Below are 25,034 nucleotides of genomic sequence, written 5' to 3' on the forward strand. Positions count from 1 at the left end.
TGAAGCAGAGTGACCGGCAGGGGTGAGCAGGTCAGGCGGAGGCGCGCGGGTCGAGCGCTGGATCGTAGGGCGCGACCCAGAAGAACTCGCCGTCGTCGTCGAACGCGTACAGCAGTCCCGTGGCACCCAGGCGCAGCGGGGCAGTGCCGTTCTGGCGGACCTGGACCAGCGCGGTCGACCCGTCCGCTGCGGCGACCTCCGCCTGACCGAACTCGGTGGATACTGAACCGGTACGGATCGTGCAGGTCAGGCCGATGAAGTCGAGCCGGGACGGCGGAGGCTGGTCAGGGAAGAGGCGCATCAGGCGGCGGAGCAAAGACCGGGTGACAGCCCAGCCGAGCAGCAGGGCCACCGCCAGCACCCCCAGCTTCAGAGCAGCGAGAGAGGCGCCGGATGCTCCGGAGCGGCGTACGAGGACGCAGCCGGTGAAACTGGTGAACCAGGCGGTTGCGACGAGCAGCGACACCGGGATGGTGACGGGAACCCCGCCCGTTCCGAACGGATCGCCGTGCACATCCCCGTTGAACGCGTCATGCTCGGCGGCACCGCACAGCACCAGCAGCCAGAAGACCACGACGACGATCAAGGCGGCGCTGAACAGAGCGGCGGGGAATCCGAAGGCGGCGCCGAGGAATTCACCCACTGTGTCGCCCCCGTTCGTTCGTGACCCGTCCAGTGCCGGGGCCTGGGACCCGGTGCCGGGTACGTTTCCGTCTCCCGGCACCGGGATCATCCCCCGTGCTCCCCCGCCCCCATCTTGACCAGGGACAAGCCAGTTCGCATTGCCGGATCACGGCAATCTTTATGTCCTCTTGATGCCGGGTGCTGTCAGGCGGCGGGCATCTGGCACTCTTGACGCCGCCGACTGAAAAAGACGTCAGCCGCCCATCAAGAAGCCGTTACCGGCGCATCAAGACTCAGGAGAAACCAGTGGCAGGCCGGGACATATCCGAGGACTATCTCGACGGCTACGACCGCATCCTGAGCGAGGTCTGCGCCACCGGCCGCCGACTCACCCGCGACGAGCTGGAGTCGAGGCGCGCGCTGGGCGAGCGGGCCGCCGAGGCCGGCCACGGCCTGCGCGCGCTGGTGCACCGGCATCTGGAGATGACCCGGGCAGTCTGTCCTGACCTGCCCCGGGCTTCCTTCGACCAGATCCTCGGTGCGATCGGCCAAGTCGTCGACGCCCTGGCCGAGGGGCACGAGCGGGCCCAGATCCTGGCTGTACGCCAAGAGGAGGCAGCGCGCCGAGAATTCATCGACGACCTCCTCTACGGACGCAGCGACCCCGGCAACCTCGCCGAGCGCGCCGAGCGATTCGGGCTGCTCCTCTCCCACACCCATGCCGTCGCCGTGGCCGAAGGCCCGCAGACCTACGACGATGCACACCCGGTGACGCAGAGCGTGGAGCGAGCCCTTTTCGGCCGCTTCGGCAACCGCCGCATCCTGTTCGTCACCAAGGACGGCCGGCTCGTTTGCATCGCCCCGGCCGACCAGACCGACGTCCTGCTGTACTTCGCCAAGCAGGCGCACGCGGTGACGGACGGCGGGCGGGTTGCCATCGGCCGGCCGCAGCCCGGCGCGGGCGGAGTCGCCCACTCCTATGAAGAGGCCCTCAACGCCCTCGATCTGGCGGAGCGCATGCACCTCGACGACCCGGTACTGCGCGCAGCGGACCTCCTGGTCTTCCCTGTCCTGACGCGTGACCGACAGGCCATGGCCGACCTCGTACGCAGCGCCCTGGCCCCGCTGCAGCAGGCCCGCGGCGGACCGCAGCCTCTGCTCGACACCCTGACCGCCTACTTCGACTCCGGCTGCATCGCGGCGGAGGCGGCCCGCCGGCTGAACCTGAGCGTACGGGCCTTCACCTACCGCCTGGAGCGCATCCGCCAGCTCACGGGAGCCGACCCTGCGGACCCGGTGCACCGCTACACCCTGCAGACCGCCGTCATCGGCGCCCGGCTGCTCGACTGGCCCGCCACAAGCCTCTGAACCGCATCCGGTTCTCGGTCCCGGCAGCGGGGCGCGCCCCGCAGGTGGGGCACAAGAATCTTGTCAAAGATGCACCAAGAGCAGGTAGAGTCGGTTGCGGTGTGCCGGGAAGCCTGGTCGGCGAACAAGGGATCAATCTCTTTTCCGACCGGGGGTCTTGGCCATGGTTCTTGTCGCGGTTTTCGGGGTGGCGCTGCTGGTGGCGGTGTTGCTGTCCGGGCTCGCCGCCCGCACGGTCCTGTCCACCTCCCTCCTGTTCCTCGTTGGCGGGGCACTGGTCGGTGACGGATTCCTCGGCCTGATCCACATCACGTCGGACAGCGAGGCCGTCGCCGTCACCGCCGACCTCGCCCTCTTCGCGGTGCTGTTCACCGACGGCATGCACGTGTCCTTCCCGGCGCTGCGCCGCGCGTGGAGGAACCCGGCCCGCGCCCTGGGACTGGGCATGCCGCTGGCCTTCGTGTTCATGGCTCTGGTCACCCACTATCTGGCGGGTCTGGACTGGACGACATCGTTCCTGGTGGGTGCGGTGCTCGCACCGACGGATCCGGTGTTCGCCTCGGCGATCGTGGGGCGCAAGGAGGTCCCGGCCCGGCTGCGGCAGCTGCTGAATGTGGAGAGCGGCGTCAACGACGGCCTGGCGCTGCCCATTGTGCTCTTGCTGATCGCGGCGGCGGGCCCCTCGACGGGCGCGGGTGCGGAGGCGTCCGCATCAACGATCGCTCTTGAACTCGCCCTCGGCCTGGCTTTCGGGATGGTGCTGCCGCTGCTGGTCGACGCCCTGGTGCGGTTGCCCCTCCTGGGCGCGGAACCGAAACTGCAGCCGCTGCTGCCGCTGGCGACGGGTGTAATCCTGTATGCGGCCTGCCATCTCACCCACGCCAACCCCTACCTCGCCGCCTTCTCCGCCGGCGCGGTACTCGCCTCCATGTCGCCGGAGTCCAAGGACGCCTTCGAACCGCTGGGCGAGGCACTGGCCGAACTGGCGAAGTTCGCCGCCCTTCTGGTCTTCGGGGCCCTGCTCACACCGACGCTCTTCGGGAACCTGGCGTGGGGCGGCTACATGGCCGTCGTCCTGGCGATCGTGCTGATCCGCCCGGCGTCCCTGCTGCTGTCCCTCATCGGAACCACGTTCGACCGCAGGGAGAAGCTGGCGGCGGCGTGGTTCGGACCGAAGGGCTTCGCTTCCGTGGTATACGGACTCCTGGTGCTCCAGTCCGGCATCCCGCAGGCTGAACAGGCATACACGCTGATCGCGGTGTGCATCGCCTTCTCGATCATCGCGCACTCCAGCACCGACGTCCCGGTCGCCCGGATGTTCCGCGTCAACGACCTGGTCGGCATCCCGGACGCGGCCCACGATGAGCCGAACGACATCCCGCACCCGAACGGAGCCGGCCATGCGCGCACGTGACCTTGCGGTCCAGTACGAGACCGTCACCACCGACACCGACGCCATCGAAGCAGCCCGCCTGCTGGCCGGGCACCAGCTGCCGGGCCTTCTGGTCCTGGACGGCAAGGGGGTGCCGGTGGCGATCCTGCCCGCCTCCCAGATGGTCAAGGCCCTCGTCCCCTCCTACGTCCTGGACGACCCCACCCTCGCGGCAGTCGTCGACGAAAAGCACGCCGACCGGCTCTGCGCGGCCCTGACCGGGCGGACCGTCGGGGAATGCCTGCCCCGCAGGGCCCCCGCGCCTCCGGTAGCGGCGCCCGACGACACGGCCCTGGAAGTGGCCGCGCTGATGGCCAAGGAGCGCAGCCCCCTGGTCGCTGTGGCGGAGCGGCACAAAGACGGCCCCCGCCTGCTCGGTGTGATCACCGCCGCACACCTGCTGAACCGACTCATCGAGGCCACCCCCAAGTAGACGGAGCCCGCGTGAACGACTGGCACAGCTGGGCGGCGATCGCCGTCTTCGTCGGCACCTACGCCCTGATCATCAGCGAGCGCATCCACCGGGTCGCCGCCGCACTCGGCGGCGCCGGGATGATGCTCGCGATCGGGGCGACCGACGACGTCTCCGCCTTCTACCTCCAGGACCGGGGCATCGACTGGAACGTCATCTTCCTGCTCGCCGGCATGATGATGATCGTCGGCGTACTCAAGAAGACCGGCCTCTTCGAATACCTGGCCATCTGGGGCGTCAAAAAGGCCCGCGCCCGGCCATTCCGGGTCATGGTCATGCTGATCGGCATCACCGCACTCGCCTCCGCGCTCCTGGACAACGTCACCACGGTCCTGCTGATCGCCCCCGTCACCCTGCTGGTCTGCGAACGCCTCGCCCTGCCTGCTGCCCCGTTCCTGATCGCCGAGGTCTTCGCCTCCAACATCGGCGGCACCGCCACCCTCGTCGGCGACCCGCCCAACATCATCATCGCCAGCCGGGCCGGCCTCACCTTCAACGACTTCCTCGTCCACCTCGCCCCGCTGTCCGCGCTGCTCACCCTCGTCCTGATCGCCCTGTGCCGGTGGCTGTTCCGCAAGTCCTTCGTGTACGACGAGGAACGCGCCGCCGAGATCATGGAGCTGCAGGAGCGGGAAGCCATCAAGAACCCCCGCCTGCTCACCCAGGGCCTGATCGTGCTCACCCTCGTCATCGCGGGCTTCGTCCTCCACCCGGTCCTGCACTACGAGCCGTCCATCGTCGCCCTCCTCGGCGCCGGCCTGCTCATCGCCGTCTCCACCGTCGAGACCGGAGAGGTCCTGGCCGAAGTCGAATGGCCCACCCTCGCCTTCTTCGCCGGTCTGTTCATCATGATCGGCGGCCTGATCGACACCGGCGTCATCAAGAAAGTCTCCGACACCCTCGCGAGCAGCATCGGCGGCCAGGAACTGGGCGGCTCCATGCTGCTGCTCGGCGCCTCCACCGTGCTGTCCGGGGTGGTCGACAACATCCCCTACGTCGCGACCATGGCCCCCATCACCAGCGACCTCGTGCAGTCCATGGGCGGCGGCGCCGACCACGTCATGTGGTGGGCCCTCGCACTCGGCGCCGACCTCGGAGGCAACGCCACCGCGATCGGCGCCAGCGCCAACGTCGTCGTCCTCGGCATCGCCGAACGCAACCGCCAGCCCATCACCTTCTGGCAGTTCACCAAATACGGCCTCATCGTCACCACCGTCACCACCGCAGCCGCAGCACTCTACGTCTGGCTGCGCTACTTCGCCCTGGCCTAACCCGTCAGCAGCATGGATGCGCCCCATTCAGGGAGAACCGACCCCCGGCCCTCGGCCATCATCGTGACGCAGAGCGCGGATCAGCCCCATACGGGTCAGCATGGTGCGTGCCTGAGGCGAGTCGTGAGTGACAAGGAGCTGAATGCTGCTCTTCCGGGTCGCCCGGAGTACGGCGAAGAAGGCGGCTGTGCCGTCATCGCTGATGTGGGAGACGCCCGTCAGGTCGATCTCCAGGACATCCGGACCGCCGCGCAGCGCCCTGACGAGACGCTTGCCAGTAACCTTCGCGTTCTTGGCGGTGATCTCGCCCCGCAGCTTGACCACGACGCGACGTCCTTCCCGGCGGCTGATCCGTCTTCTGCGCCGCCGGAACTCGAAGACGGCCAGACAGGCGAGTATGCCCGCAGCGAGAGCAGCCGGGATGGCAGCAGCGGGCTCCGTGCCGAAGGGCAGACCGGTCACCATTGACTCCCGGCTTGGAGGAGCGGCAGTGAGTCGCAGAGTAGTGCGTGCCGAGCGGGAGCCTCCACGGACGCCATATGTACTCCTGGGCAGGATGGATCACATTGCCGACCAGTCTTCCCGGCACACCTGTTGTCGACAGTAGTCATGCGGAGCGGGACATGGCGGGAGCAGACGGGTCGGCCCGGCAGAGTTCACGCGCACGGCGCACGGCGCACCGGCTCCGGTATCGCCAGGGCTGTCGCGCAGCGACCTTGGCTCAAGGTGCGGAGCAGCCGGAAGAGTGGCGAGGTTCTCTGCCAGTGGTTCGTGCCGTTTCCAGGGGTCGGCGGAGCCTGGCGAGCGTATGGAAGTTGTCTTTCCGTAGGCCGACCCGCAGGTCGACGTGGTGCACCAGTGTGCCGGGCAGGTCCGAACCTGCCGTATAGGGCCGTCAACGCAGTTGGTGCGTGACCCAGCGTGATACGAATGCGCCCGTCGGCACATCCGAAGGGGCTTTTGGGTAGGTCACGTCGGCGATGCGTGTGCTTCGTGGGTTCCGTTGTATTCAGGCTCGCCGCTGTCGAGGACACGGAGAAGGGAGGCGGTGACGACGCGGGTGCTGCGGCCGATGCGCTAGACGCGGCAGGGGAACGCGCCACGAGGGACCAGGTCGTAGCCCTTGGCGCGGGAGAATCCGAAGGCTGCGGAGGCTTCTTCGACGCTGCCCGTACCACCCCAGGTGGCGCGGATGTGGGCGGGGCTGCTGAGGGCGCTGTGCGGCAGGCTGTCGCGGTGGTCTATGACGTACTTGTTGATCCCTTTGTGAAGTGGAGATGGTGGTGGAAATATCCCTACGCGGTCTGGCGTTGCCCTCTGGCATCGTGATCGCGAGGGGGAGTGGGCGGTTTGAAGCTGTTCAGCACGGCAGGTGGTGTGGTCGAGGTGATGCCGCATCTGGCCGCCGTCGAGGCGGATGTGCAAGGACTCGTCGAGGCGCATATGGAGACGATGCTGGGCGTCACGTTCCTCGCGAGCGAGTACGTCATCGACTGCGTCGACGGCGGGCGGATCGACTCGCTTGGACTCGACGAGAACGGCGCGCCCGTGATCGTTGAGTACAAGCGCGGCACCGATGCAGGGGTGATCAACCAGGGCTTGTATTACATGGCCTGGCTGACGAACCATAAGGACACTTTCCGGAACCTGGTCCGCGACCGGCTCGGGGGCACGGCCGTGTCCCAGATCCTGTGGAGCGCGCCACGGCTGATCTGTGTGGCCGGCGACTTCACCCGCTACGACGCGCACGCCGTACGCGAGCACCGGCATTCGATCGACCTGGTCCGCTACCGATACTTCGGCAGCGACCACTTCGGCCTTGAGACCGTGGTCTCCGTCACCGGGCGCCCGGCGCCGGCTCAGCGGGCACGCCGCCGTACGGCTGGGGTGTCTCTCGGTCGGAAGGAGGTCGGCGCGATAGCCGAGCTGGGCGAAGCGGTCGACGAGGTCCTGGTCGGGCTCGGGGACGGCGTCACTCGGGTGCAGCGCAAGCAGTACCGCGCCTACCGGCGGCTGCGAAACTTCGCCAGCGTCTGCCCGCCGCAGCAGACCAAGGTCCTCGTCTACCTCAAGGCCGACCCGAAGGACGTCGACCTCGTCCCCGGCTTCACCCGGGACGTGACGGGGCTCGGCCACCACGGCACGGGCGACCTGGAGGTGCAGCTGCGTACGGAGCGAGACCTGGAGCGTGCCCAGGATCTGTTCCGCCTCAGCTACTCGGCGGCGTAGAGCTCCCTCGCTGGAGCGCTGGCGGCGTATGGAGTTGTGGGCGGTCGTCGTGATGCTGCCTTCCGACGTGACGGGCAGGGACTGGCGGTGGACCACTAATGGTCCGGACGATCCCCGGTTTTGCTAACCGGGGATCGTCGGCTATGTATCGCCCCGCCGCTGCTCGGCAGAGGAGTGACTCTGCCGACAGTGAGCCTCGACGGCCCGCCCGCGCCGCAGCCTTGCTTGATCATCAGCGAGCCGATCCTGACCGACGGATCGCCGTGACGTCGACTGTTGGGTGCCGCCGTTTATTCGCTGGTTGGGTGCGGAGACGACGCGGCGCCGAGCCTGATGCCTGGGGCGGCATCAACGACATGTACTAGGCAATTCCGTGATGGTGCTGCGGCTGAACCGCAGAGTCAGTGCAATCGCATCCTGTTGGAAGCGGGTGGTCTGCTCGCCGTGGTGGTGCTGCGTCTTGAGAACGGCAGAGGTGTGCTCATCCTGGTAGACCGAGGCAATGACGTTCAAAGTTCCGTGGTGGTGCGGGGGCGGGTAGAGCAACAGTAACTGACTGGAGGTTGTAACGAATTCGACCTGAAGATATGTCCGTGGTGGTGTGTGGCTTGGCCGGCCACAGAAATTACGCCAGGCCAAATATTAGGCCGAAATCGGCGCCATCGCCACAGTGGTGCTGCGAATTTGAATCGCAGAGGCAGGCGAATTCGGTAGTGAGTCGGCGCCTGGTGAAGCTGGAGTGATGGTGCTGCGATCCCGGGCCCCGGAGGTAGAACCTTGCTGAGGAGACCCAATCGGGGATCTACCAACCGTGATGGTGCTGCGGCACATGGTCGCCGAGCCCGGAACGCTGCCGAGGTGGTGCTGCGGGTGGCTCCGCAGAGGCAGCATGATGCAGATGGAAGGCGTCCACACCGACCTGCAGCCGTGATGGTGCTGCGGTTCGACCGCAGAGGCAGGCGATGGGAGCCGAGACGACCGGCCGCGGTGCGTCGCCCTGATGGTGCTGCAGTACCTGACCCCAGGCAAGCCCATAGTGGGCCGGGAACCTTCCGGACCAGCCGATGCTGTGGTGGTGCTGCGGTTCAGAACCGCAGAGGCGGCAGTAAGGTCAGCCCATCCAGGCTGGCCGCCCACAAGCCACGATGGTGCTGCGATTCGAAACCGCAGAGGCGTCATCCGGTGAAAGCCATTTTTCCCCGGGTCAACGACGCTGCGATGGTGCTGCGGACTGTGACGGCAGAGGCGGCACGGAATCCATGGCAAGAATCTGTACCCACCGCGGGCCGTGATGATGCTGCGGAACTGGCCGCAGAAGTGGTGTCGCCCGGCAGTGACCAAGCCGCCGTGGTCGCCCTTACTGTGGTGGTGCTGCGGTCCTCTCCGCAGTAACTGGCGGGGTGCTGTAACGAGTTCGATCTGAAAATGTGTCGTGGCGGTGTGTGGCTCGGCAGCCACAGCGATGGTGCCGATATCGGCGCCATCGCCTTAAAGGTGCTGCGAATTTGAATCGCAGAGATACGTCGAACCCGTGGCTACGGGGTGCAGTGGAAGCAGCTGACCGCCTCCAACGTAGATCCCGATCTGGTCGCCGTGGTGGTGCTGCGGTTCGTGCCTGCAGAGGCAGCCCGGTATGCGCGGTTTGTTGTTGTCTGGGCCACGCCACCGCGATGGTGCTGCGGTTTGGAACCGCAGCGAGAGCTCAGTGAGCACCGCCTGTGCAGCCTGGAGGTGGAGCCGCGATGGTGCTGCGTCTCGAAACCGCAGGGCAGTTCGGTGTAGAGGGTGACGATGGTCCCCATGACAGGGCCGTGGTGGTGCTGCGGTTTGAGACCGCAGAGACAGTGGGCGGGGCGCCCTTGCGGCCGCGCAGATGGGACCAGCCGTGATGGTACTGCGGTTCGAACCACAGAGACAGCGGCCGCCCGCCCGAGTACTTCGATAGAGCCTGCCAGCCGTGATGATGCTGCGATTCGTAACCGCAGATGTGGTCGGTAGTCGCTGGCTGGCGGGCCGTGGCCCCAGGCGCCGTGGTCGTGCTGCGGTTCGAATCCGCAGAGGTAGCCGTTGCGGTCGAACGCATACGTCTTCTGAGCGCCGCCGTGATGGTGCTGCGGATTGGAACCGCAGAGACGAGCCGAGGTTTCCTGGGCAGTCGAAAGTGATTACGTCTCCACGATGATGCTGCAGCGTACGGTGGCAGGGAGTGCAGTCCGAGGCAGCGTCCGTAGCGTACGAAGTCCTCGCCGTGATGATGCTGTGGTTCAGAACCGCAGAGGTAGCGGTGGCGCGCCAGGTTCTGCAGTGCGAGCGCGAAGCTGTGGTGGTGCTGCGGTTCGGAGCTCCAGAGAAAGCGTCTAGCATGCCCCGCCCTTGCGTTGAAGACCATGCCGAGATGGTGCTGCCATTCGGAGCTGCGGAGATAGATCCAGCAGCGTGCGATCGCCGTGGTGCAGGAGCAGCCGTGGTGGTGCTGCGGTTCAGTGCCGCAGAGGAGATAGGCGCCAGCATGCTTGTGGTTCCGAACTCGGGTTTGGTGGTCGTTCATGGGTAGACGGGGTGGCCGAGTTGGAGGGGCCCGTCAGCCTGTGGAAGGCGTGTGCGAGGGGCGTTGTAGATGGCGGTGACGCCGAGGTTGTGGAGTTTGGCGGGGTCGGGGCTCGGGGTGCGGACGAGGGGGTGTTCGAGGAGGGTGGTGATGCTGGCTGTGGTGAGCGGAGGGCACCAAATGGGCCAGGTGAGTGCACCGTTGGGGATGGTGCGGTCCCAGCTGGTGGTCTGGGCCAGAGTGCTGTCGCCGGTGAGGCGGAAGGTGGCGAACCCGTGGAGAGCGAGCCAGGTGGCTCCGGGGACGCCTTGTTGCGTGGGTCTGCCTTGGCTGACCATGTGCGCGTCGCCGGTGGAGTGGTGGTCGAGGTTGGCGCCGGCGTAGCCGTCGACGCGGCGCCAGGCGGTGAGTGCGGCGAGCAAATGGGTGGGATCTTTGCGGCATTCATCGGCGGCTTTGGTCCAGTTGTTGGCCAGGGTCATTTGTCCGCCGCGGCCAAAGAGCGGGGTGCTTGATGTGTAGAGGTCGGGCTGCTTGCCGCGTACGGGGCGGACGTTGCCGGTGTTCTTCTCGGTGGGGGCAATGCTGAGTTGGTTGACGAGTGCGGTGAACCAGTGGGCGGTGGGGGTGTTGTGTTCGCGCTCGACTCGGGTGTGGGTGCGCAGGTGGTGCAGGGCGGTGTCGATGGGCATGCGCAGGGCGTCGCTGGGTCCGCTGCGGGGCAGCGAGAGGATGCCAGGAACCAGCGGCAGGGGCTCCTTGGCGGGGACGTCGGGTAGTTGGGTGCTCAGCAGGTCGGCGAGGGTTTGATGGGTGAGGGGCTGGCGGGTGTGGAGGAGGGCGGGTGCGTCCGGGCCGCGCCAGGAGAGCCGGGCGGGTTGGTCGAGGAGGGGGGCGGTGAGCTGGAGGATGCCCAGCGCGGCGAGGAAGCCGAGTGGGGAGTTGCTGACCAGGGCGGGCAGTTCGAGTTCGTGGTGGGGCATCGGGGTTAGCTGCCTTCCTCGGAGCAGGCCATGTCGGCCAGGCGTACAACGGCTTCGAGCAGGGCCAGGCCCCAGGGGCCGTAGCGACGGTTGAGGGCGTGGAAGCGGTCGGGGCCTGTCCAGTCGGTGCCCATGGCGGCGCTGTTCACGGTGATGTGCTGCTGGTCGGGCATGAGGCAGGTGACGTCGACGGGGTCGGGGTCGGTCACCGGGGGCAGGAGCGGCCGGGCGTGGCCGTGGTGGGAGGCCACCAGGTGCACGATGAGGTCGCTGTCCAGGCCCTGGGTGTGGTCGGGATGGGTAGTGAGCCACTTCTGTACGGCCAGGGCGCTGAGTGCTTCGTGGCGCAGCTCGGGATGCCAGTTGGCCAAGCGGGCAGCGCGGCGGCGGCCCGTATGGTCGGCCGGGTCCATGCCGGACTTGGCCAGGGGCTCATCCAGGGACTCGGCGAGCAGACGGTCGCCGGCGCACAGCATGCACTGGAAGCGGGGATGGTGTTTGCCGCAGTCGTGGGCGTGCGCCCCGGTCTCCACAGCAGCCACCAGGGCCGTGGGTAGATCCAGACGTACGGCGAATTCGGCTGCGCGTGCCGCGACGGCCTTGCCGTGCTGGGCCAGGCCGACGGGGCGAGTGAGGGAACTGCCATCGGCGTCCTCGTCGTTGACGCCAGCGGTGCGCTCGACGCGGTCGCCCTTCGGGCGGGCGGGGACCAGGAGCAGGCGTGATGGGTCGGTGGCGTCGAGGATGGCGTGGCCCGTGCGGGCCGAGCGCCTATCGGCGGCAGTGTCCCAGGCGGTGATGGTTCGGAGCTGGCTGAGGCGCTGGTGCAGGTCGATGGTGTACGAGCCGGGCGTCGGTGGCCCGGAGTCTGCGGCCGGGAGCAGGCCCAGAAGCTGGTCGAGGAGTTGGTGGATGATATCGGTGATGGACTCGTCGTCCTCGCCGGCCAGCAGTTTCTTGGATGCTCTGGTGATGGCCGTCGTGGCCGCCTGGGCGGTGGTCTCGTCGAATCCGCCGAGCAGTGCCAGGGGGCCGGCGTCCAGGCGGGTCGGTGCGCTGTCTGTGAGGGGCGGGAAGTCGGCGAGGTCGACGACGGGGGCGCCGGGGGTACCGGTCCAGCCGTAGGCGTCGTGGCCGCTGTAGTGCGAGGGCAGGACGACGATGCTGCCGGGACGGATGTCGCGGGGGCCGGTTGCGGGGATCCACTGGTTGTCGCGGTCGTCGTAGCGCAGTACCGGAGCCATCGTCTGGTGTTTCTTGGCCGGGGTAGGTGCCTGCGCGTCCGGTGTCCCTTCCAGGTCGCTGGTGGTGTCGTCGGCGGACGGCTGGGTCAGGAAGCGGCGCAGCTGCCGGGCGGGGATGGCGACGGTTTCGCCGGGATGAGGTGGGACTTGGGCCATGCGAGCGGCCCACTTCTCCCAGTCCGGCTGACCTCCCACGGTGGGGAGGTCGCTGCGCCACAGGACCTGGACGTCTTCGGGCGTGGTGCTCAGGCCGTGGAGGAAGGGCGCGGTCGGCTGGTCGGGCACCGGGGTCGGGCTGGTGCGGGTCCAGGAGTCGAGCAGGGTGCGGTGTAGGACGGGAATGCGCGGAGCCGGCACATTCAGCGACGCGGTCTCGGTGCCTGCCAGCAGGAGGGGCAGCGTGGTCGGGTTGATGACCAGTCCCTGGTGAAGGCTGTGCTGGAGGTCCTCGGCGCAGGTGGTGAGAGGGGTATGGGAGGTGAGCCATTCCCAGGTCGCGTGGGCGGCTGGGCCGTAGACCGGGATGTCCTGCGGATCCGGCGCTGCGGCGCGAATCACGACCGCCGGGGCCCAGGGGAAAGTACCGGTGCGGTCCAGGCGGCCCAGGCGCTGGATGAGCGCCGCCGCAGCGGCGTTCTCGCTGATGAGTCCCGCGAAGGACACATCTACGCCGACTTCGACGGTCTGCGTTGCGACGACCACCAAAGGCCGGTCGCGATCGGCGTTGATGCCTTGGAACAGCTCGCGCATCTGGCGGCTGTTCAGCAGGCGCTCGCGATCCTCGCCGCGGCAGCGGCCGGTCAGCAGGACCAGGTCGATGTCGTCGCGTGCGGACAGGCGTTGGAAGGTTGCTCGGGCGGTGCGGATGGTGTTGGCGATGATGCCGAGCACGGGGCGGGCCATGAGCGGCAGCATGACGTCCGTGGCCTGCTCGGCGGCCTGGGCGAAGGCGAGCGCGGAGTTCTTGGCGAGGGTGCTCGCATCCCACAGGGTCAGCCGCCGCTGGGCGTTGAGACGGTTCCCCGCGACGGGGTGCTGGCGATCCGCTCGGGTGATGCTGTGGCGCGGGCGCGCGGGATCAGCAGCGCCGGTGGCGGAGAGGCTGACGACCTGCACGCCACGGCGGGCGAGGTCGGTGTGGGAGGCGGTCTGCTGGTAGGCGGTGCAGTCGGCGGCCGTTGTGAGCAATGGCAGAGCGATGTGCGCCTCGTCCACCGCTAGCAGCGCGTCGGTGCCGCACAGGGCCGCATCGATTGGCCGCATCCTGGGGCTGGTGTGGTAGCCGCGGAAGAGCAGGCGGCTGCCGTACTGGTCCACGGTCGAGGTGATCACGGCGGGCTGGACGGGGGAGCGCAGCCAGCGTGAGGCCCAGTCCACGCCGCCCCGCATCCGCACCGCTTCCAGAGCGGTGCTTTCCCCGCTCAGTTCACGCAGTGCCTGGGCGACGCGGCCGGTGAGGGAGCCGTACGAGGCGCCTTGCAGAGCGCGGTGGACGGTGCGGGCGTGCTCGTGCGCCTGGTCGACAACGAGACGGCGGTCAACGACGAAGAACAGCCGTAGCGGCACACTGCGCTCCAGCCCGGTGGCGCACTGCCAGGCGAGCAGGAACAGCCAGATATCGATCAAGCTGGTTTTGCCCAGACCGGTCGGCACATCCAGGTCCCGCCATTGCCCGGTCTGAGCGACCTGCTTGAGGTAGGCGTTCTGCCACGGGAAGGGGCGGTAGCCGTGTACGGCTTCGACGAAGTCGGGAAAGTCCTCCGGGGTGAAGCTCATGCCTCCGCCTTCCGGGCGTCGGAGGGCACGCACAGGCCCAGGCCGAAGGTCTTCTTGCTCCCCAGCACCACCGGACCGGTGACAGGCTGAGGGAAGGCCAGACGTACATGCCGGACGGGAAGTGGTCGTTCACCGTCCTTACGACGTACCGCATTCGAGTAAAGGCTGGGTGCGCCGGGCACGAAGGCGCCGGTGCGCAGGACCTCCACTGCAACAGGCGTGGGCAGGCCGGCCAGACGACAGCTGGTGGCCACCGAGCCCTCGATGTCGCGACCCCGGGGGAAGCGATCCAAGACCATGGGCAGGGCTGTGGTCCACTGGCGCGCGGCCCGCGTCCACTGCTCCGGCATCACCGACTTGAGGGAGGTGACTTCCGTGTCGCCGGCGCGGACATAGGTCAGCGATACGGGACGTTCCAGGCTGGGCACCTTGAGCTTGCGCAGGCCGCCGCCCATGCGGAGGAGCACGGCCAGGAGCGCTCTGCGGTGCGCGGGATCCAGGTCACTGGGCAGTGCGACCGCGACTCCCCGCAGCCGGCCGTCGGCGTGCGGGTGGCCGACGAACGGCAGCCCTAGGTAGGCGCAGAGGCGGCGCTCGTCTCCCTTTGTCTTGTGGCCATGGACGGCGACCATGGTCTCGACGTCGTGTCCCGCCTCCGCGAGCAAGCCCATCGTCTTCTCCCGCAGCGCGCCGGTCGCCGCAACCGTCAGCGCGGGGTCCAGGGAGAACCGCGGTGGGAACGCAAAGGTCATCAGGTCCTCGAACGGCCCCGCCTTGGGCTCCTGGGTGGCATCCGGCGCGGTGGCTCCCTGGCGGATGTAAGGGAACATTCGGGCCTGCTGCCAAGCGGACTCACCCTGCTCGTGCGCCAGACGCAGCCGCTGCAAGTAGCCCGGATACGGGGCCCGAAGAGAGCACACATCGGCTGTCGTGCCGGCTGCATCGCTGGGGTGCCACATATCCCACTCGGTGCTGCGGTCCTTCGACACGGAGTGCTCAGATGCGTCGGCGGTGACGAGGGCATGGCCGCCGGCCCGGCCAATGTAGGGCACTGTCCTGGCCAACTCGGCCAGGACAGTGAACACTCCCCTTGGTGGCTCTGATGGCCATACGAACTCCAGCCGAGGCTGAGCCAGGGAGCGCTGCGGCCACACTTTCGGTTTACCGCCGTTGGTCCGTCCGGGCAGCACCGCGTGACCAGGCTTGGCCGCCGAGGCGTTCGTCGGCACCCAGGCCATCCGCGGGATCTCGGCCTCCGTGGTACGAGCCGGCACCAGTAGTGCCGGGAGCGGCTGCTGCTCCAGCCAGGACAAGGCGGCGTCCTGGACAGGATCGGTGGGATCAGCCACAGACACCAGGGCGCAGAAGATGCGGGAGGGGTGCGGGGGCCACTCGGCGTGGCTGCGATCGAGGGTAGACGCCTGGTAGGAAGCGTCTAGCAAGTCGACGGTGATGCGAAAGGGCATCGGGGTCACTCGCTCTCGGCTTCGCCGACCCCGGCAATTACATACGACTTGTCAATCGCTTGCTGAAGGCTCGGGTTGGGGTGCACGATCAACGGCTCGGCCGCCCACTGCACGCCCGCAGCATGGGCTCGATCGCGTGCGATCTCGAACAGCTCCAGCGCCTCTTCGTGAGTGGACAGCTCCAGCGCATCGAGCGCCGGTCCCCCGTCACGGCTGCGCTGGACCCAATCAATGCGTTCGGACACCAACAGCAGCTCGCAACCAGAGCGCAGGTGCAGGGCAGGGGCAGCGAAGGCGAGCCGGTCGCCCAGGAGGGCAATAGCGGCCACCAGGGCCCGTGCAGCCTGCGTCAGCTCGTCGCTGACGGGACCGAAGCGCAGCATCGCCAGTTTCGCCAGGCTCAGCGAGGCGCTGCGCTGTACGGAGGTGACCGAGACGCCGCCCAGCCCCTCCGAAGGCGGAATCATGCCGTGCCCGAGCTCCGACATGCGCGCCGTCTTGACGCCCGCCTTGGGCTTCTCGGAGGGCGAGGGAATCCAGCCGGTCTCGGTCAACTGGACCGTCTCTCCCGCCAGGTTGAGACGGTCGAAACGCCCGGCTCCCCGAACACCGACCAGCGGCTTGATGCCAATCATTTCGGACCGATAGGCGCGGGGGATCTTCACCTGGATACGACGCTTGCGGTGCGAATCCCACGCTCCGTAAATGAGATCGCTCGGGGCCAGACTCAGGTACCCGCTCATGTCGCCGGGGCAGGCATCGCGCAGAGCCATACCCGGCTCCGTCGCATCGAAGGCAACGCCCGCACCGTCGACAGAGTCTCGGAAGTACGCATCTCGCGAGCGATGCGGGGCTTCCAGGCTCGTCATCCGCACCGGCACCCCTAGAGACTCGGTCGCCATCTCCAGATGCGGAATGAACGCGGCCTGCCGCCGAATCGCATCCAGCAGAGCGGTTTCGCACCGGTTGGCTTGTGACTGCGGCTGGTCGAGAAGAACGACCGAGGTCTCAAGGCCGTCCACGTACCGCCGCTCGACAAGATGGGCGGCGGCGTTCGTCTCCCTCCCCTTCACCGTCGGAGGGGACACAGGCGTCCCGACGCCGGCCAGCGGTTCGTAATGCGCGGTGATACGAATCGCACCATCTGCAGACCGCAGGCTCGCAGCGTCCAGCAACCGTTCGTAGACATCCTTCATGGCGGAACCTTCCGTTGCGCAGGGGAGTGTGTGCCCCAGCGCGACGGACGAGAACATGGGTCCGCCGGTTGAGGCAGACGTCATGCAAGCAGCGACGACGGCGCGCAACAACGATCACGATCGCGGCGAGGGTGACGCGCTGTCAGAGCCGCTAGATAGGGTGCCCAGCCGCCCATGGCAGACGCTCGTGGGTACTTGTCGGGCTGAGGCGCTCCGGCCGTCTCGCGGCACCGGTCTGTGAGCAGGCGACTGGCGGTCCTGCACGCATGTCGCTGTGTGACCACACCCCCCCGACTGGCCCTCAAAGGTGGGCACAGGATGCTGCTCTGACGCGCTGTCGTTGCGCCGGGCGCGACAGCACGGCACCCGGAAGCGGTGAGCCAGGCACGGGAGGTGTTGGTATGAACGCTGTCTCTGCGATACCAGTCTTGAGGGCGAGCTGGGTGACTGCCTTCGGCTTAACTTCAATGTGACTTGAATCACAAGGGGAGGGTGCCACTGTTCGGAGTGTCGGGTGTGCGGTGTCCTCCGCGACCTAGGCTGGGGTAGGGCGCTGCGCCGTTTTTTACAGGACTCCGCGCGTGTTGACCGAGGAGGGCTGTACGGCTGGACGACCGGTCGGATCGCTGAGCTCGGGGATACCACTGTGAAGTACGTCCGCGATGTGAAGCGCGCGGCGAAGCGGCGTCCCGGCCGGCGACGCCGTTCGACCTGCCTCCGGCCCGCGGTTCCTCAGGCTCCCGTGGTAAGAAAATCAACCCAGACCATTAAGTGGTCACGGTACCCGGTGTCTTTGCTTCGCTCAGGCACCGTGGCTCCCTGGTCCAGGTCTCACTCTCGACGCAAACGGCCATGGGCAGATGATCACTTTTGGATAGGCTGAGGTCATGCCCCGTGTACACGTCATCGTCGCCACTGCCCTGCTCGGCATGACCGCGCTCACCGCCTGCTCATCCAGCAGCGACACCCCGGGTTCTGCCGCGAACGCGCACGACAGCAGCAAGCCGTCAGCGTCCTCTCCTATGCCGAAGCCGATCACGAAGGATCTCCCTCAGGCGGCGCTCACGCAAGCCTTGCTGGGCAACGGTGAGACGCTCCCGGGATGGTCCCTGCACGACAGCAAGCAGGTGATGGAGGGCCAGTACTGCAACACCAACGCTGCAAAGGCCGCACCGCAGGGATGGGTCCGCAGCAGCGACGCCTCCTACGAGTACAACGGGTCCACGAGGAACATGACGGACGTGGACATCTGTCTGTTCGATACCGCCGAGAATGCCCACCGCGCCTACCTGGCGGTGAAGGGCAAGGAGACGAAGAAGGAGCAGGCCCCCAAGCCGGCCGTCGGTGACGAGAGCACGCTCGTCCTCAACCCTGGGGCCGCAAGCGACTCCGTTTACGCGTACAGCCGCTCTGGCAGGGTCAACATCCGTGTCCGGATGGACGGTGGCAATGGCGGTGACCCGTCCGGGGCGCAGGCCACCCTCTCAGCGACGTTGAAGCGGCTTCAGCAGCTCCAGGACGGCCAGCCCGCCACGGCCCGGGCCACGGATGAGAAGGTCGCCGTTCCCGGTACGTAGCCCACAGCAGCCGTTGTCGCACTCTGTGACCCAGTCGGCATGGAGGTGCTGCTGGAAGCATTGGGCCGGGCGGACGGGGACGGGGCGCGCTGCTTCACTAGGCAGTGTCGAGGCGATGCTCCCAACGCAGTTCCGGGTGATCGCCGATCCAGTACGTATGGGACTTGTCCGTAACCCGGAGCTGTACGGCGGAGACGTCAGGACTCCCCGCGGCCTGCCAGGCGATGAGAGTCCGCTCGACCTTGTCCCACAGGGCCACGGGGCCGCCCTGGCGGACGACCCAGCCATCACCGTCCTCCACGAAGTGTGCGAAGGACTCGCGCTCAGCATCGAAGAGGTAGAGAAGTCGGGCGCCGTCGCTCGTGGCAGCACGGACGAATTGGGCGCCGGGAACGGAAAGCTGCGCTAGGAAGGCGGGTACCCATTCCTCCAGCCGGAGTGGCGACACCCTGGCCTCTCGCTCGCTGTCGGCATACGCGGTACGGGCCGACAGGTCACCCGCCACGGGGGTGACTGCCTGGGCGCGGGCCTGCATGAACGAGGAGCGCCCGATGATCGAACCCTCGGCGGTGCCGTTGTCCTTGACGGTGACCTTCGCAAGGCCGGTTCCCCAGGGCCAGGAGCCCACGGTGCTGAGGACGATGCCGCCGGGCCTCGTCTGCCTGACCCAGGTGTATGGGATGCGGCGGACGGCACAGGTGGCGATCACCCGGTCGTAAGGCGCTCGGCGCGGGTGGCCAAGGAGTCCATCGCCGGTCACGGTCCAAGTCGAGTAGCCGACTGTCTCCAGGGCAGCATCGGCGCGCGCCGCCACCTGCGGGTCGACCTCGATCGTGGTGACGTTGTCCTCGCCGAGGTAGTGGCACATCAGGGCTGTGGAGTAGCCGGTGCCAGTACCGATCTCCAGGACGCGGTGTTCCGCCTTGAGGTCCAGGGCCTCGATCATGCGCACGACTGTGGTCGGGTCGGTTGAGGAGGACGTCGGTACGCCCGCGACGGGCTCGCTCACTTGATCGGCGGTGAGGTGGCCGTCGAGCTGGGTCGTCAGGGTGTCGACGCTGTAGGCGATCTTCAGCCACTCGTCCCGGTCCGTCCCGAGAGCTGTGAGGGGTCGCCACGTCCGTCCCTCGTCGAGGAAGACTCCGGGGTGGAGGAATTGCTCGCGCGGCACGCTCTCCACGGCCCCGCGGAGCCAGGGAAGTGTCAGGGCGCCCTTGTTCGCGAGCGCGGCGGCCATGCGACGCCGCTCGGACGCGGAGTCTGTCATCGGCTGTCTCCTTGCGTGAGTAGGTCGGCAAAGGCTGCGGACAATGGGAGGCCGGTCTCCGTCTCCAGCCACCCCCATTGGCCGTTGGGGTTCAGCTCCAGCCACCAGTAGTCCCCTGCGCGGTCCACCGCGAAATCGAAGCTCCCTGATAACAGTTCCAGGCGGTCCAGGTAGGCGTGCAGGGCTTTGTCCACCCAGTCGGGGAGGTACTCAACGGTGTAGGTCAGGGCGCTGTAGTCCTTGCGCCAGTCCAGCAGTTCGGACTCGATGCGCACGGCGAACGTGTGCCGGCCGACGATCAGGACGCGGAGGTCAGCGACCTTGTCCACCCGAGCCTGGAACAGATGAGGGGTGACGCGAATGCTCTCGTCGATCTCGTCGGCACTGACGGGGTCAGCCCAACCGGTGACTGGTACGCCGTCACGTGTGTACGGGGTCCATCTCAGTGTCTTGTAGATCGCGTCCCCCTGGCCGCAGATGAACTCGCGAGCTTCGTCGGGGTCGTTGGTGACCAGGGTGGGTGGGACGGCGAAGCCGAGGCGCTGGGCGAGAGCGAGCTGAGCAGGTTTGTAGTCGGCCGCAGCGATTCGTAACGGGTGGTTGACCCAGAGCGGGCCGCCTAGGGCGTAGAGGGTGCCACCGAGCCCGTAGCGGACTTGCGCTGCCGCGAAGCGGGAGTCATCGGAGGGCAGGTGAGGGAACGAGGGCCACTCGGGGCGGCGCCAGTACACCGACCGGATTTGGGTCAGGTCAGCGGTTCTCGACGGGGTACGCACCTGCCCGACCACGGGGGCCGGGCAGGTGCCGAACCGAGCCGAGACCGCGAGGTCCCCGCCGATGTCAGCGGGATTGAACCTGACCACCGGCACATCGCGCCGGTTGATTTCGGTGATGACCATGTCGGCGGTGATGTCGTCCGCCTCTGTGGCCACCAGGACCGGCCTCTTCTCGGCTTCTATCATCAGTCCTGGTTGCTGTCCTGGTCGTGGCCCTGGTCGTTCTTGGAGTCGGAGTTCGTGGTCATGGACGTCTCGGTGCCGGAGCTCGTGCCGTGCTTGCCCATCTCGACCACGTGGCCGGCGCGGTCGCGGAAGACGCCGAGCTGGGTGGCAGAGTCAATGGTGATCGTGGCGTGCGGCCGGTAGGTAGTGGTCGGGTACGGCGCCAGGCGGCCGACCCCCCACGGGCGGCCGGAGGTCTGCGTAGCGGTCGTCACGGAGACTCCTCGGATGAGTGGATGGACTGTTGGTAGAGCGGCGGACCTCGGGGGAAGCCGACCGCGCCGTACCGCCTGGCTCGACCTGTCCGGGGTTGCTCCAGGCGGAGCATGCGGGCGAAACCGCGTCAGGCCCTGAGCACGGCGTATGCGTTGAGCGGCTCGGCCGCGTCGGGGTCGCCCCCGTCTTCCTCGGTGGCAACCTCGGTGTCGCTTTCGACGACCGCGGCCTTGTCGGGTTCGGTCTCGGTGGTAGCGGGCAGTGTGCGTTCTCCTTCTCTCATCGTCCCCGGACCATGCTGGGCGCGGGAGGTGCCCGTCCGTTCCACGGACTGGGCTCCGCCATCGGTTGGACAGTCGGCCGTGATGGAATACCGGTGCCCCGGGTGGTCCCCGCCGATGGCGGAAGATCGTCAAGTGCCCCTCCGCTCGCCGGGTTCCGGAGGAAGCCCGCGCGTAGAGGTCGCACCGCCCTGCTTCTTGTAATCCGCCGCGAGACGCTGGAGTGAGCGCACGGCGTACTCCGGTGCGTCCCACTGCGGCGGCCGTGGTGCCCTGACCATGAGGTGCAGTCCGTCCAGCCGCCGATACAATTCACGCTGCGTCACGTGCCGGCACCACTGCCTTTCGAGCCACCAGGCGACGAGCCAGAACTGATCGCGGACAGTCAGCTTGGGGGGATGCATAATCTGCTGCACGTTGCGCTCGTAGTTTGAGAGCACCGGCCTGTGGCGGAATAGACTCCTCATCGCGCGGTTACCTGGGTGAAGAACGAGGCGAGGGTCAGGGCAACGAGCACACCTATCACGGCCAGGTACGTATACAGAGCGTGCATCGCGACCGGGTGTGTGTGGTGAATCACCTTCAGAGCGGCGAGCCCCGCCTTACCTCCGGCCGACGGCCGGGACCCTGATGCGGAGATGGTCAGGTATGTGCCCGCTGGCGGCATATCCGCGCCGCCCATCTCCTCGGCCAAGGCGTCAACAGCGTCGTACAGCTCGAAGCGCCTCTGCATGGCCAGGTACGTGCGGATACGGCGCAGGTTCCAGAATTCCTGCATGGCTTACGGTGCCTCCTTCTGCGTGTACGGCTTGGTGCTGGCCGGGCGGGGGCTGGTCCCCCTAGGCATCGACGGCCTCCTTCTGGGCGGGGTGGGAGCCCTGCCAGCCCTCACGGGTCAGCAGTGCCAGGAGATCCCGGACCACTAGCGCAGCCTGCCTCGTGCTCCTCCGCGATGGCTGGTGCTCCTCATCGGCGACGGCGCGCGCCCGCGTGACCATCTCGCGAACCACGATCCGGCCCATGTCCAACTCCGTCTCCGCCGCCTCCGCGAGAGCCGCGAGATGCCCCTGAATCGTCTGGAGCGTGGCGTCGAGTTCGCTGTCCTGCGCCGCGTCCAGGTGACTGCTGAGCACGTAGTCCATGGTCTGCCGGATGGCCTCGACAGTGATGTGGACAGGCCCGTCCCCGCACTCCTCGACTTGCTGCCGTCGCATGGCCTCGAGAAACCGTCTGAGGAGATCCGTCTCCAACCTGACACCCTCACAGGCGGCGAATCCCCGTTCAGGGAGGCGGTACACCCAGGATGAACCCCGCTCGCGGCTCTCGGCCAGACCGCGCAGCCCGAGGGGAACAAGGGAGAACGCTGTACGCCGCTTCGCGTGTTTGGCCATCAGGCGCGTCCGCCTTCGTGAAGCTCCGCCCAGACGACCTTTCCCCACGGCGTTCGGTCGTAGCCCCAACGCCAGCTCATCGCCTCCACCAGAAGCAGTCCGCGCCCGCCCTCCTGGCCGTCGCTGGGGTGCCCCAGCTCGGGCGTGAGACGAGACTTGTCGCTGACACCGATCCGGACCACGCCGGTGCTCGGCCGATGAATGCTGACGCGAACCAAGCGGCAAGGGGTGTGGTTGATGGAGTTGGCGACGAGTTCGGAGACGATGTACGTCCCAGCGTCAACCAGCTCGTCCGCTCCCCACGCGTTGAGGGCGGAAGAGACGAGCAAGCGGGCACGGTAGGCGGTCTCCGGCTCGCACGGCCAGGTCTCGGCGTAACCGGCGGGACCTGTCCCAGTCGGTCGGGCGGCTGTCACGGTCACGGGGCTTCCCTCCGGGGTGGAGCGGCCGGCCTTTACCGGGGGAAGGCCGGCCGCACTTCTCCATGCAGCGAGCACCGGGGGTGGCGCCTCTTCGCTGCGGCGGCGGTGGTGGCGAGAGACCAGTGTACCGCCGCTGCTTTTCCCACGACAGGTGATTCCTTCAGATGCCGAAGGGGTGACCCCGGTGATTTTTACCTTCGGGGTGTTGCCCCTGATGGCCGCGCCGCTACCTTGCGGTTGTGGGAGAGAACCGCAAGCTCGCTGCGGCTATGGACACCTGCCGGATAGGGCAGGCGGAGTTAGCCCGGCGCATCAACACGGAGATCGGTGCCCTGACGGGGCAAGAAGGCCACGTCACTGACCGGGACATCCGCAGGTGGCTGGACGGCAAGACTCAATGGCCGCAGGCCAAGCAGCGGTTGTGCGTCGAGAAGGTACTAGGTCGTTCAGCTATCGACCTGGGCTTCGTTCCCCGGGCCAAGAAGGCAGCACAAGCACCACCGGAGGACCCGATGTACCGTCGTACTCTCTTCGCCGCCGCCACCGGGACCGCCGTCGCACTCACCACGGGCGCCGCGCGTCCCCGCCTCGGTCAGAGCGACGTGAACCGCTTCCGTGCCGAGTACGCCGAGATCGTCACGGATGACCAAGCGCTCGGCGGTGCCCAGCAAGTGGAGAACCACGCCGTAGAACTGGCCATGCGAATCAAGTCGTCACTGGCCGCGGGAGGCGCCTCGGCCTGGGTGCGGACGAAGCTCTACTGCCTTGCCTCGGACGTCACATGCTCGGCGGCCTTCGCCGCCATCGACGCTCAAGCCCGTACCCGTGCCCGCAACCACCTGGACACCGCGGTCACGTTCGCCGGCCTGTCCGGAGACAGCGAGACGCAGTACCACGTATGGAACCACCTGGCGATGGTGGCCGGACAGCGTAAGGACTACGCCGAGGTCTCCGCAGCGGCAGACGCGGCAAAGAGCCTGACCATCGCGAAGAAGGACCCGCTGTACGCATCTCTGGCACACATGCGCAATGCCCACGCCTACGCAGGAAGCCGCGAACGCAGCACCGCGCTGAGGGCCCTCGCTTCCGCGGAACGCTCGTTCGGCCGCCACCTGGACGTGGAGCGGCCCCCCTGGATCACGTTTTACGACGAGGCCGAACTCGACGGCCTCACGTCGATTGTGTGGCTGCGGCTTGGCGAACCCGAGCGTGCGGAGTACCACTTGCACCGTGCCCTAGGCGCCATCCGTCCGGACCTCCTCCGGAACCGGACTTACTACACCGCGCATTTGTCCCTGGCGCAGGCCAAGCAAGGTGACCTGGAGCAGGCTTGCTGCACGGCGAACCGAGCTGCCGGCCTCCTGACCAAGGTTCGCGGCTCGAAGCGCACGACCGACACCCTGGCGAACGTGCGCAAGCTCGTGGTGTCGTCGGGGACAAGGGAGTCCAGTGTTCTGGACTGGGCAGAGAGGGCACAGGCATGGATCTGAAGACCTACACGCGCAAGGGTGCTGCCGACATCCGGGAGATGCTCCTCGACATGCACGACGCTGTCTACGACGGCGGCGAGGACCGCTTCCACGAGAGGGAACGCTTCGCCTGGTTCGTGGACCACTGGAGCAGCAAGGACAGCTGGTCATGCGTCGTGGGGTTCGACAAGGGGGCGCCTACAGGCTTCGCCTACGGCGCGACGTTCGAACCCGGTGGATGGTGGAAGGGGTCGGAACGCCCCGGGTCCGTACCGCCTGAGGCGACGGTCTTCGCTCTTTCAGAGTTGATGGTCATGGAGAAGTGGCGCAAAACCGGTGTTTCCACGAAGCTCCATGAAGCCCTGGTGGACAGCCGCGACGATGACTTCGCGACGCTCCTGGTCGACACAACGCATCCGAAAGTACAGGCCCTCTATGAGACCTGGAAATACGAAAAGGTCGGCACGCAGAAGCCCTTTGAGGATTCGCCCGTCTTCACGATCATGGTTAAGCCACTCTCATCTTCTGGTCCGCTGCTGGCATGACTCGTAGGTGGCTGCAAAGTTGGCAGCCACGAGGCTGCCCCGCTCCCATACGAGAACGGAGCCATACTCACGGCCAAATCCCGCGTGGTCGTAGCCGTCGATGTGCTCGCGGCCGTTCAGATGGGCGGCGACCTTGCCAACGCCTCGTTCCGGCCGGTACCGCACAGCTCGGTCAGTCACTCTCTGGAGGGCGGCACCTCCGCGTCGGGGAGGGCGGCGCAGTACCGCAGGACGATGGCCTGGCGCTCGCCGGGGG

21 protein-coding genes are annotated in these 25,034 nt (G+C 67.4%); 8 read left to right on the forward strand and 13 right to left on the reverse strand.

Translation table 11 applies throughout. The annotated features are described in order from the left end of the window. Window positions 1-31: 31 nt before the first annotated feature. On the reverse strand, window positions 32-643 hold the full coding sequence (locus ACZ5ID_RS08060) for a hypothetical protein (protein ID WP_468894557.1): 612 nt from the start codon (window positions 641-643) through the stop codon (window positions 32-34). Window positions 644-930: 287 nt separating this feature from the next. Here ACZ5ID_RS08060 and ACZ5ID_RS08065 point away from each other — a divergent pair, with 287 nt between their 5' ends. From ACZ5ID_RS08065 to ACZ5ID_RS08080, 4 genes are all read left to right on the forward strand, one after another. Next, the gene (locus ACZ5ID_RS08065; protein ID WP_468894559.1) at window positions 931-1,992 is read left to right on the forward strand and encodes a PucR family transcriptional regulator; all 1,062 of its coding nucleotides are present in this window, start codon (window positions 931-933) and stop codon (window positions 1,990-1,992) included. Window positions 1,993-2,155: 163 nt separating this feature from the next. Continuing rightward, window positions 2,156-3,406: a cation:proton antiporter gene (locus tag ACZ5ID_RS08070; RefSeq protein ID WP_468894561.1), complete on the forward strand. Its 1,251-nt coding sequence runs from the start codon at window positions 2,156-2,158 to the stop codon at window positions 3,404-3,406. Continuing rightward, window positions 3,393-3,857, forward strand: coding sequence for a CBS domain-containing protein (locus tag ACZ5ID_RS08075; RefSeq protein ID WP_468894563.1), 465 nt, complete (start codon window positions 3,393-3,395; stop codon window positions 3,855-3,857). Before ACZ5ID_RS08070 ends, ACZ5ID_RS08075 begins: the two co-directional genes overlap by 14 nt. An 11-nt stretch (window positions 3,858-3,868) precedes the next feature. Beyond that, the gene (locus tag ACZ5ID_RS08080; protein WP_468894565.1) at window positions 3,869-5,167 is read left to right on the forward strand and encodes an ArsB/NhaD family transporter; all 1,299 of its coding nucleotides are present in this window, start codon (window positions 3,869-3,871) and stop codon (window positions 5,165-5,167) included. 27 nt (window positions 5,168-5,194) lie between these two features. On the opposite strand, the gene ACZ5ID_RS08085 is transcribed toward ACZ5ID_RS08080, so the two are convergent. Further along, window positions 5,195-5,632, reverse strand: a complete 438-nt coding sequence (locus tag ACZ5ID_RS08085; protein WP_468894567.1) for an STAS domain-containing protein — start codon at window positions 5,630-5,632, stop codon at window positions 5,195-5,197. Between the two features lie 876 nt (window positions 5,633-6,508). Here ACZ5ID_RS08085 and ACZ5ID_RS08090 point away from each other — a divergent pair. Next, window positions 6,509-7,396, forward strand: coding sequence for a transporter (locus ACZ5ID_RS08090; RefSeq protein ID WP_468894569.1), 888 nt, complete (start codon window positions 6,509-6,511; stop codon window positions 7,394-7,396). Between the two features lie 2,544 nt (window positions 7,397-9,940). On the opposite strand, the gene ACZ5ID_RS08095 is transcribed toward ACZ5ID_RS08090, so the two are convergent. From ACZ5ID_RS08095 to cas7g, 4 genes are read right to left on the reverse strand one after another with little or no spacing between them, the layout of a single operon-like run. Further along, a complete protein-coding gene (locus ACZ5ID_RS08095; protein ID WP_468894571.1) occupies window positions 9,941-10,927 on the reverse strand; it encodes a type I-G CRISPR-associated protein, Cas3-extension family in 987 nt (328 codons plus the stop codon). 5 nt (window positions 10,928-10,932) lie between these two features. Then, entirely contained in the window at window positions 10,933-13,947 is a 3,015-nt protein-coding gene (gene cas3g, locus ACZ5ID_RS08100; RefSeq protein WP_468894573.1) for a type I-G CRISPR-associated helicase/endonuclease Cas3g, read from the reverse strand. After that, a complete protein-coding gene (gene csb2, locus ACZ5ID_RS08105) occupies window positions 13,944-15,413 on the reverse strand; it encodes a type I-G CRISPR-associated protein Csb2 (protein WP_468894574.1) in 1,470 nt (489 codons plus the stop codon). Before csb2 ends, cas3g begins: the two co-directional genes overlap by 4 nt. A 5-nt stretch (window positions 15,414-15,418) precedes the next feature. Further along, the gene (gene cas7g, locus ACZ5ID_RS08110; protein WP_468894576.1) at window positions 15,419-16,609 is read right to left on the reverse strand and encodes a type I-G CRISPR-associated RAMP protein Csb1/Cas7g; all 1,191 of its coding nucleotides are present in this window, start codon (window positions 16,607-16,609) and stop codon (window positions 15,419-15,421) included. Between the two features lie 887 nt (window positions 16,610-17,496). Between cas7g and ACZ5ID_RS08115 the strand changes: the two genes are divergently transcribed. Continuing rightward, window positions 17,497-18,186 (forward strand): hypothetical protein, encoded by a 690-nt coding sequence (locus ACZ5ID_RS08115; RefSeq protein ID WP_468894578.1) that lies wholly within the window; start codon window positions 17,497-17,499, stop codon window positions 18,184-18,186. A gap of 97 nt (window positions 18,187-18,283) precedes the next feature. Here ACZ5ID_RS08115 and tgmC read toward each other — a convergent pair whose 3' ends face one another. The 7 genes from tgmC to ACZ5ID_RS08150 form a co-directional block, all read right to left on the reverse strand. Beyond that, on the reverse strand, window positions 18,284-19,453 hold the full coding sequence (tgmC, locus tag ACZ5ID_RS08120) for an ATP-grasp peptide maturase system methyltransferase (protein ID WP_468894580.1): 1,170 nt from the start codon (window positions 19,451-19,453) through the stop codon (window positions 18,284-18,286). Next, window positions 19,450-20,415 (reverse strand): ATP-grasp ribosomal peptide maturase, encoded by a 966-nt coding sequence (gene tgmB / locus ACZ5ID_RS08125; protein WP_468894582.1) that lies wholly within the window; start codon window positions 20,413-20,415, stop codon window positions 19,450-19,452. The genes tgmC and tgmB overlap by 4 nt, the downstream gene beginning before the upstream one ends. Next, window positions 20,415-20,669, reverse strand: coding sequence for a putative ATP-grasp-modified RiPP (tgmA, locus tag ACZ5ID_RS08130; protein ID WP_468894584.1), 255 nt, complete (start codon window positions 20,667-20,669; stop codon window positions 20,415-20,417). The genes tgmB and tgmA overlap by 1 nt, the downstream gene beginning before the upstream one ends. A gap of 128 nt (window positions 20,670-20,797) precedes the next feature. Beyond that, a complete protein-coding gene (locus tag ACZ5ID_RS08135) occupies window positions 20,798-20,953 on the reverse strand; it encodes a hypothetical protein (protein WP_468894586.1) in 156 nt (51 codons plus the stop codon). Window positions 20,954-21,414: 461 nt separating this feature from the next. After that, window positions 21,415-21,729 (reverse strand): hypothetical protein, encoded by a 315-nt coding sequence (locus ACZ5ID_RS08140; RefSeq protein ID WP_468894588.1) that lies wholly within the window; start codon window positions 21,727-21,729, stop codon window positions 21,415-21,417. Window positions 21,730-21,790: 61 nt separating this feature from the next. Continuing rightward, window positions 21,791-22,165, reverse strand: coding sequence for a DUF6415 family natural product biosynthesis protein (locus ACZ5ID_RS08145; RefSeq protein WP_468894590.1), 375 nt, complete (start codon window positions 22,163-22,165; stop codon window positions 21,791-21,793). A gap of 176 nt (window positions 22,166-22,341) precedes the next feature. Beyond that, on the reverse strand, window positions 22,342-22,764 hold the full coding sequence (locus tag ACZ5ID_RS08150; RefSeq protein ID WP_468894592.1) for an ATP-binding protein: 423 nt from the start codon (window positions 22,762-22,764) through the stop codon (window positions 22,342-22,344). A 239-nt stretch (window positions 22,765-23,003) separates the two neighbouring features. On the opposite strand from ACZ5ID_RS08150, the gene ACZ5ID_RS08155 reads away from it, so the two are divergent. Further along, a complete protein-coding gene (locus tag ACZ5ID_RS08155; RefSeq protein WP_468894593.1) occupies window positions 23,004-24,254 on the forward strand; it encodes an XRE family transcriptional regulator in 1,251 nt (416 codons plus the stop codon). Further along, on the forward strand, window positions 24,245-24,778 hold the full coding sequence (locus tag ACZ5ID_RS08160; RefSeq protein ID WP_468894595.1) for a GNAT family N-acetyltransferase: 534 nt from the start codon (window positions 24,245-24,247) through the stop codon (window positions 24,776-24,778). Before ACZ5ID_RS08155 ends, ACZ5ID_RS08160 begins: the two co-directional genes overlap by 10 nt. Window positions 24,779-25,034 lie beyond the last annotated feature (256 nt).

The sequence above is a fragment of the Streptomyces sp. NPDC031670 genome (genome assembly GCF_055580545.1).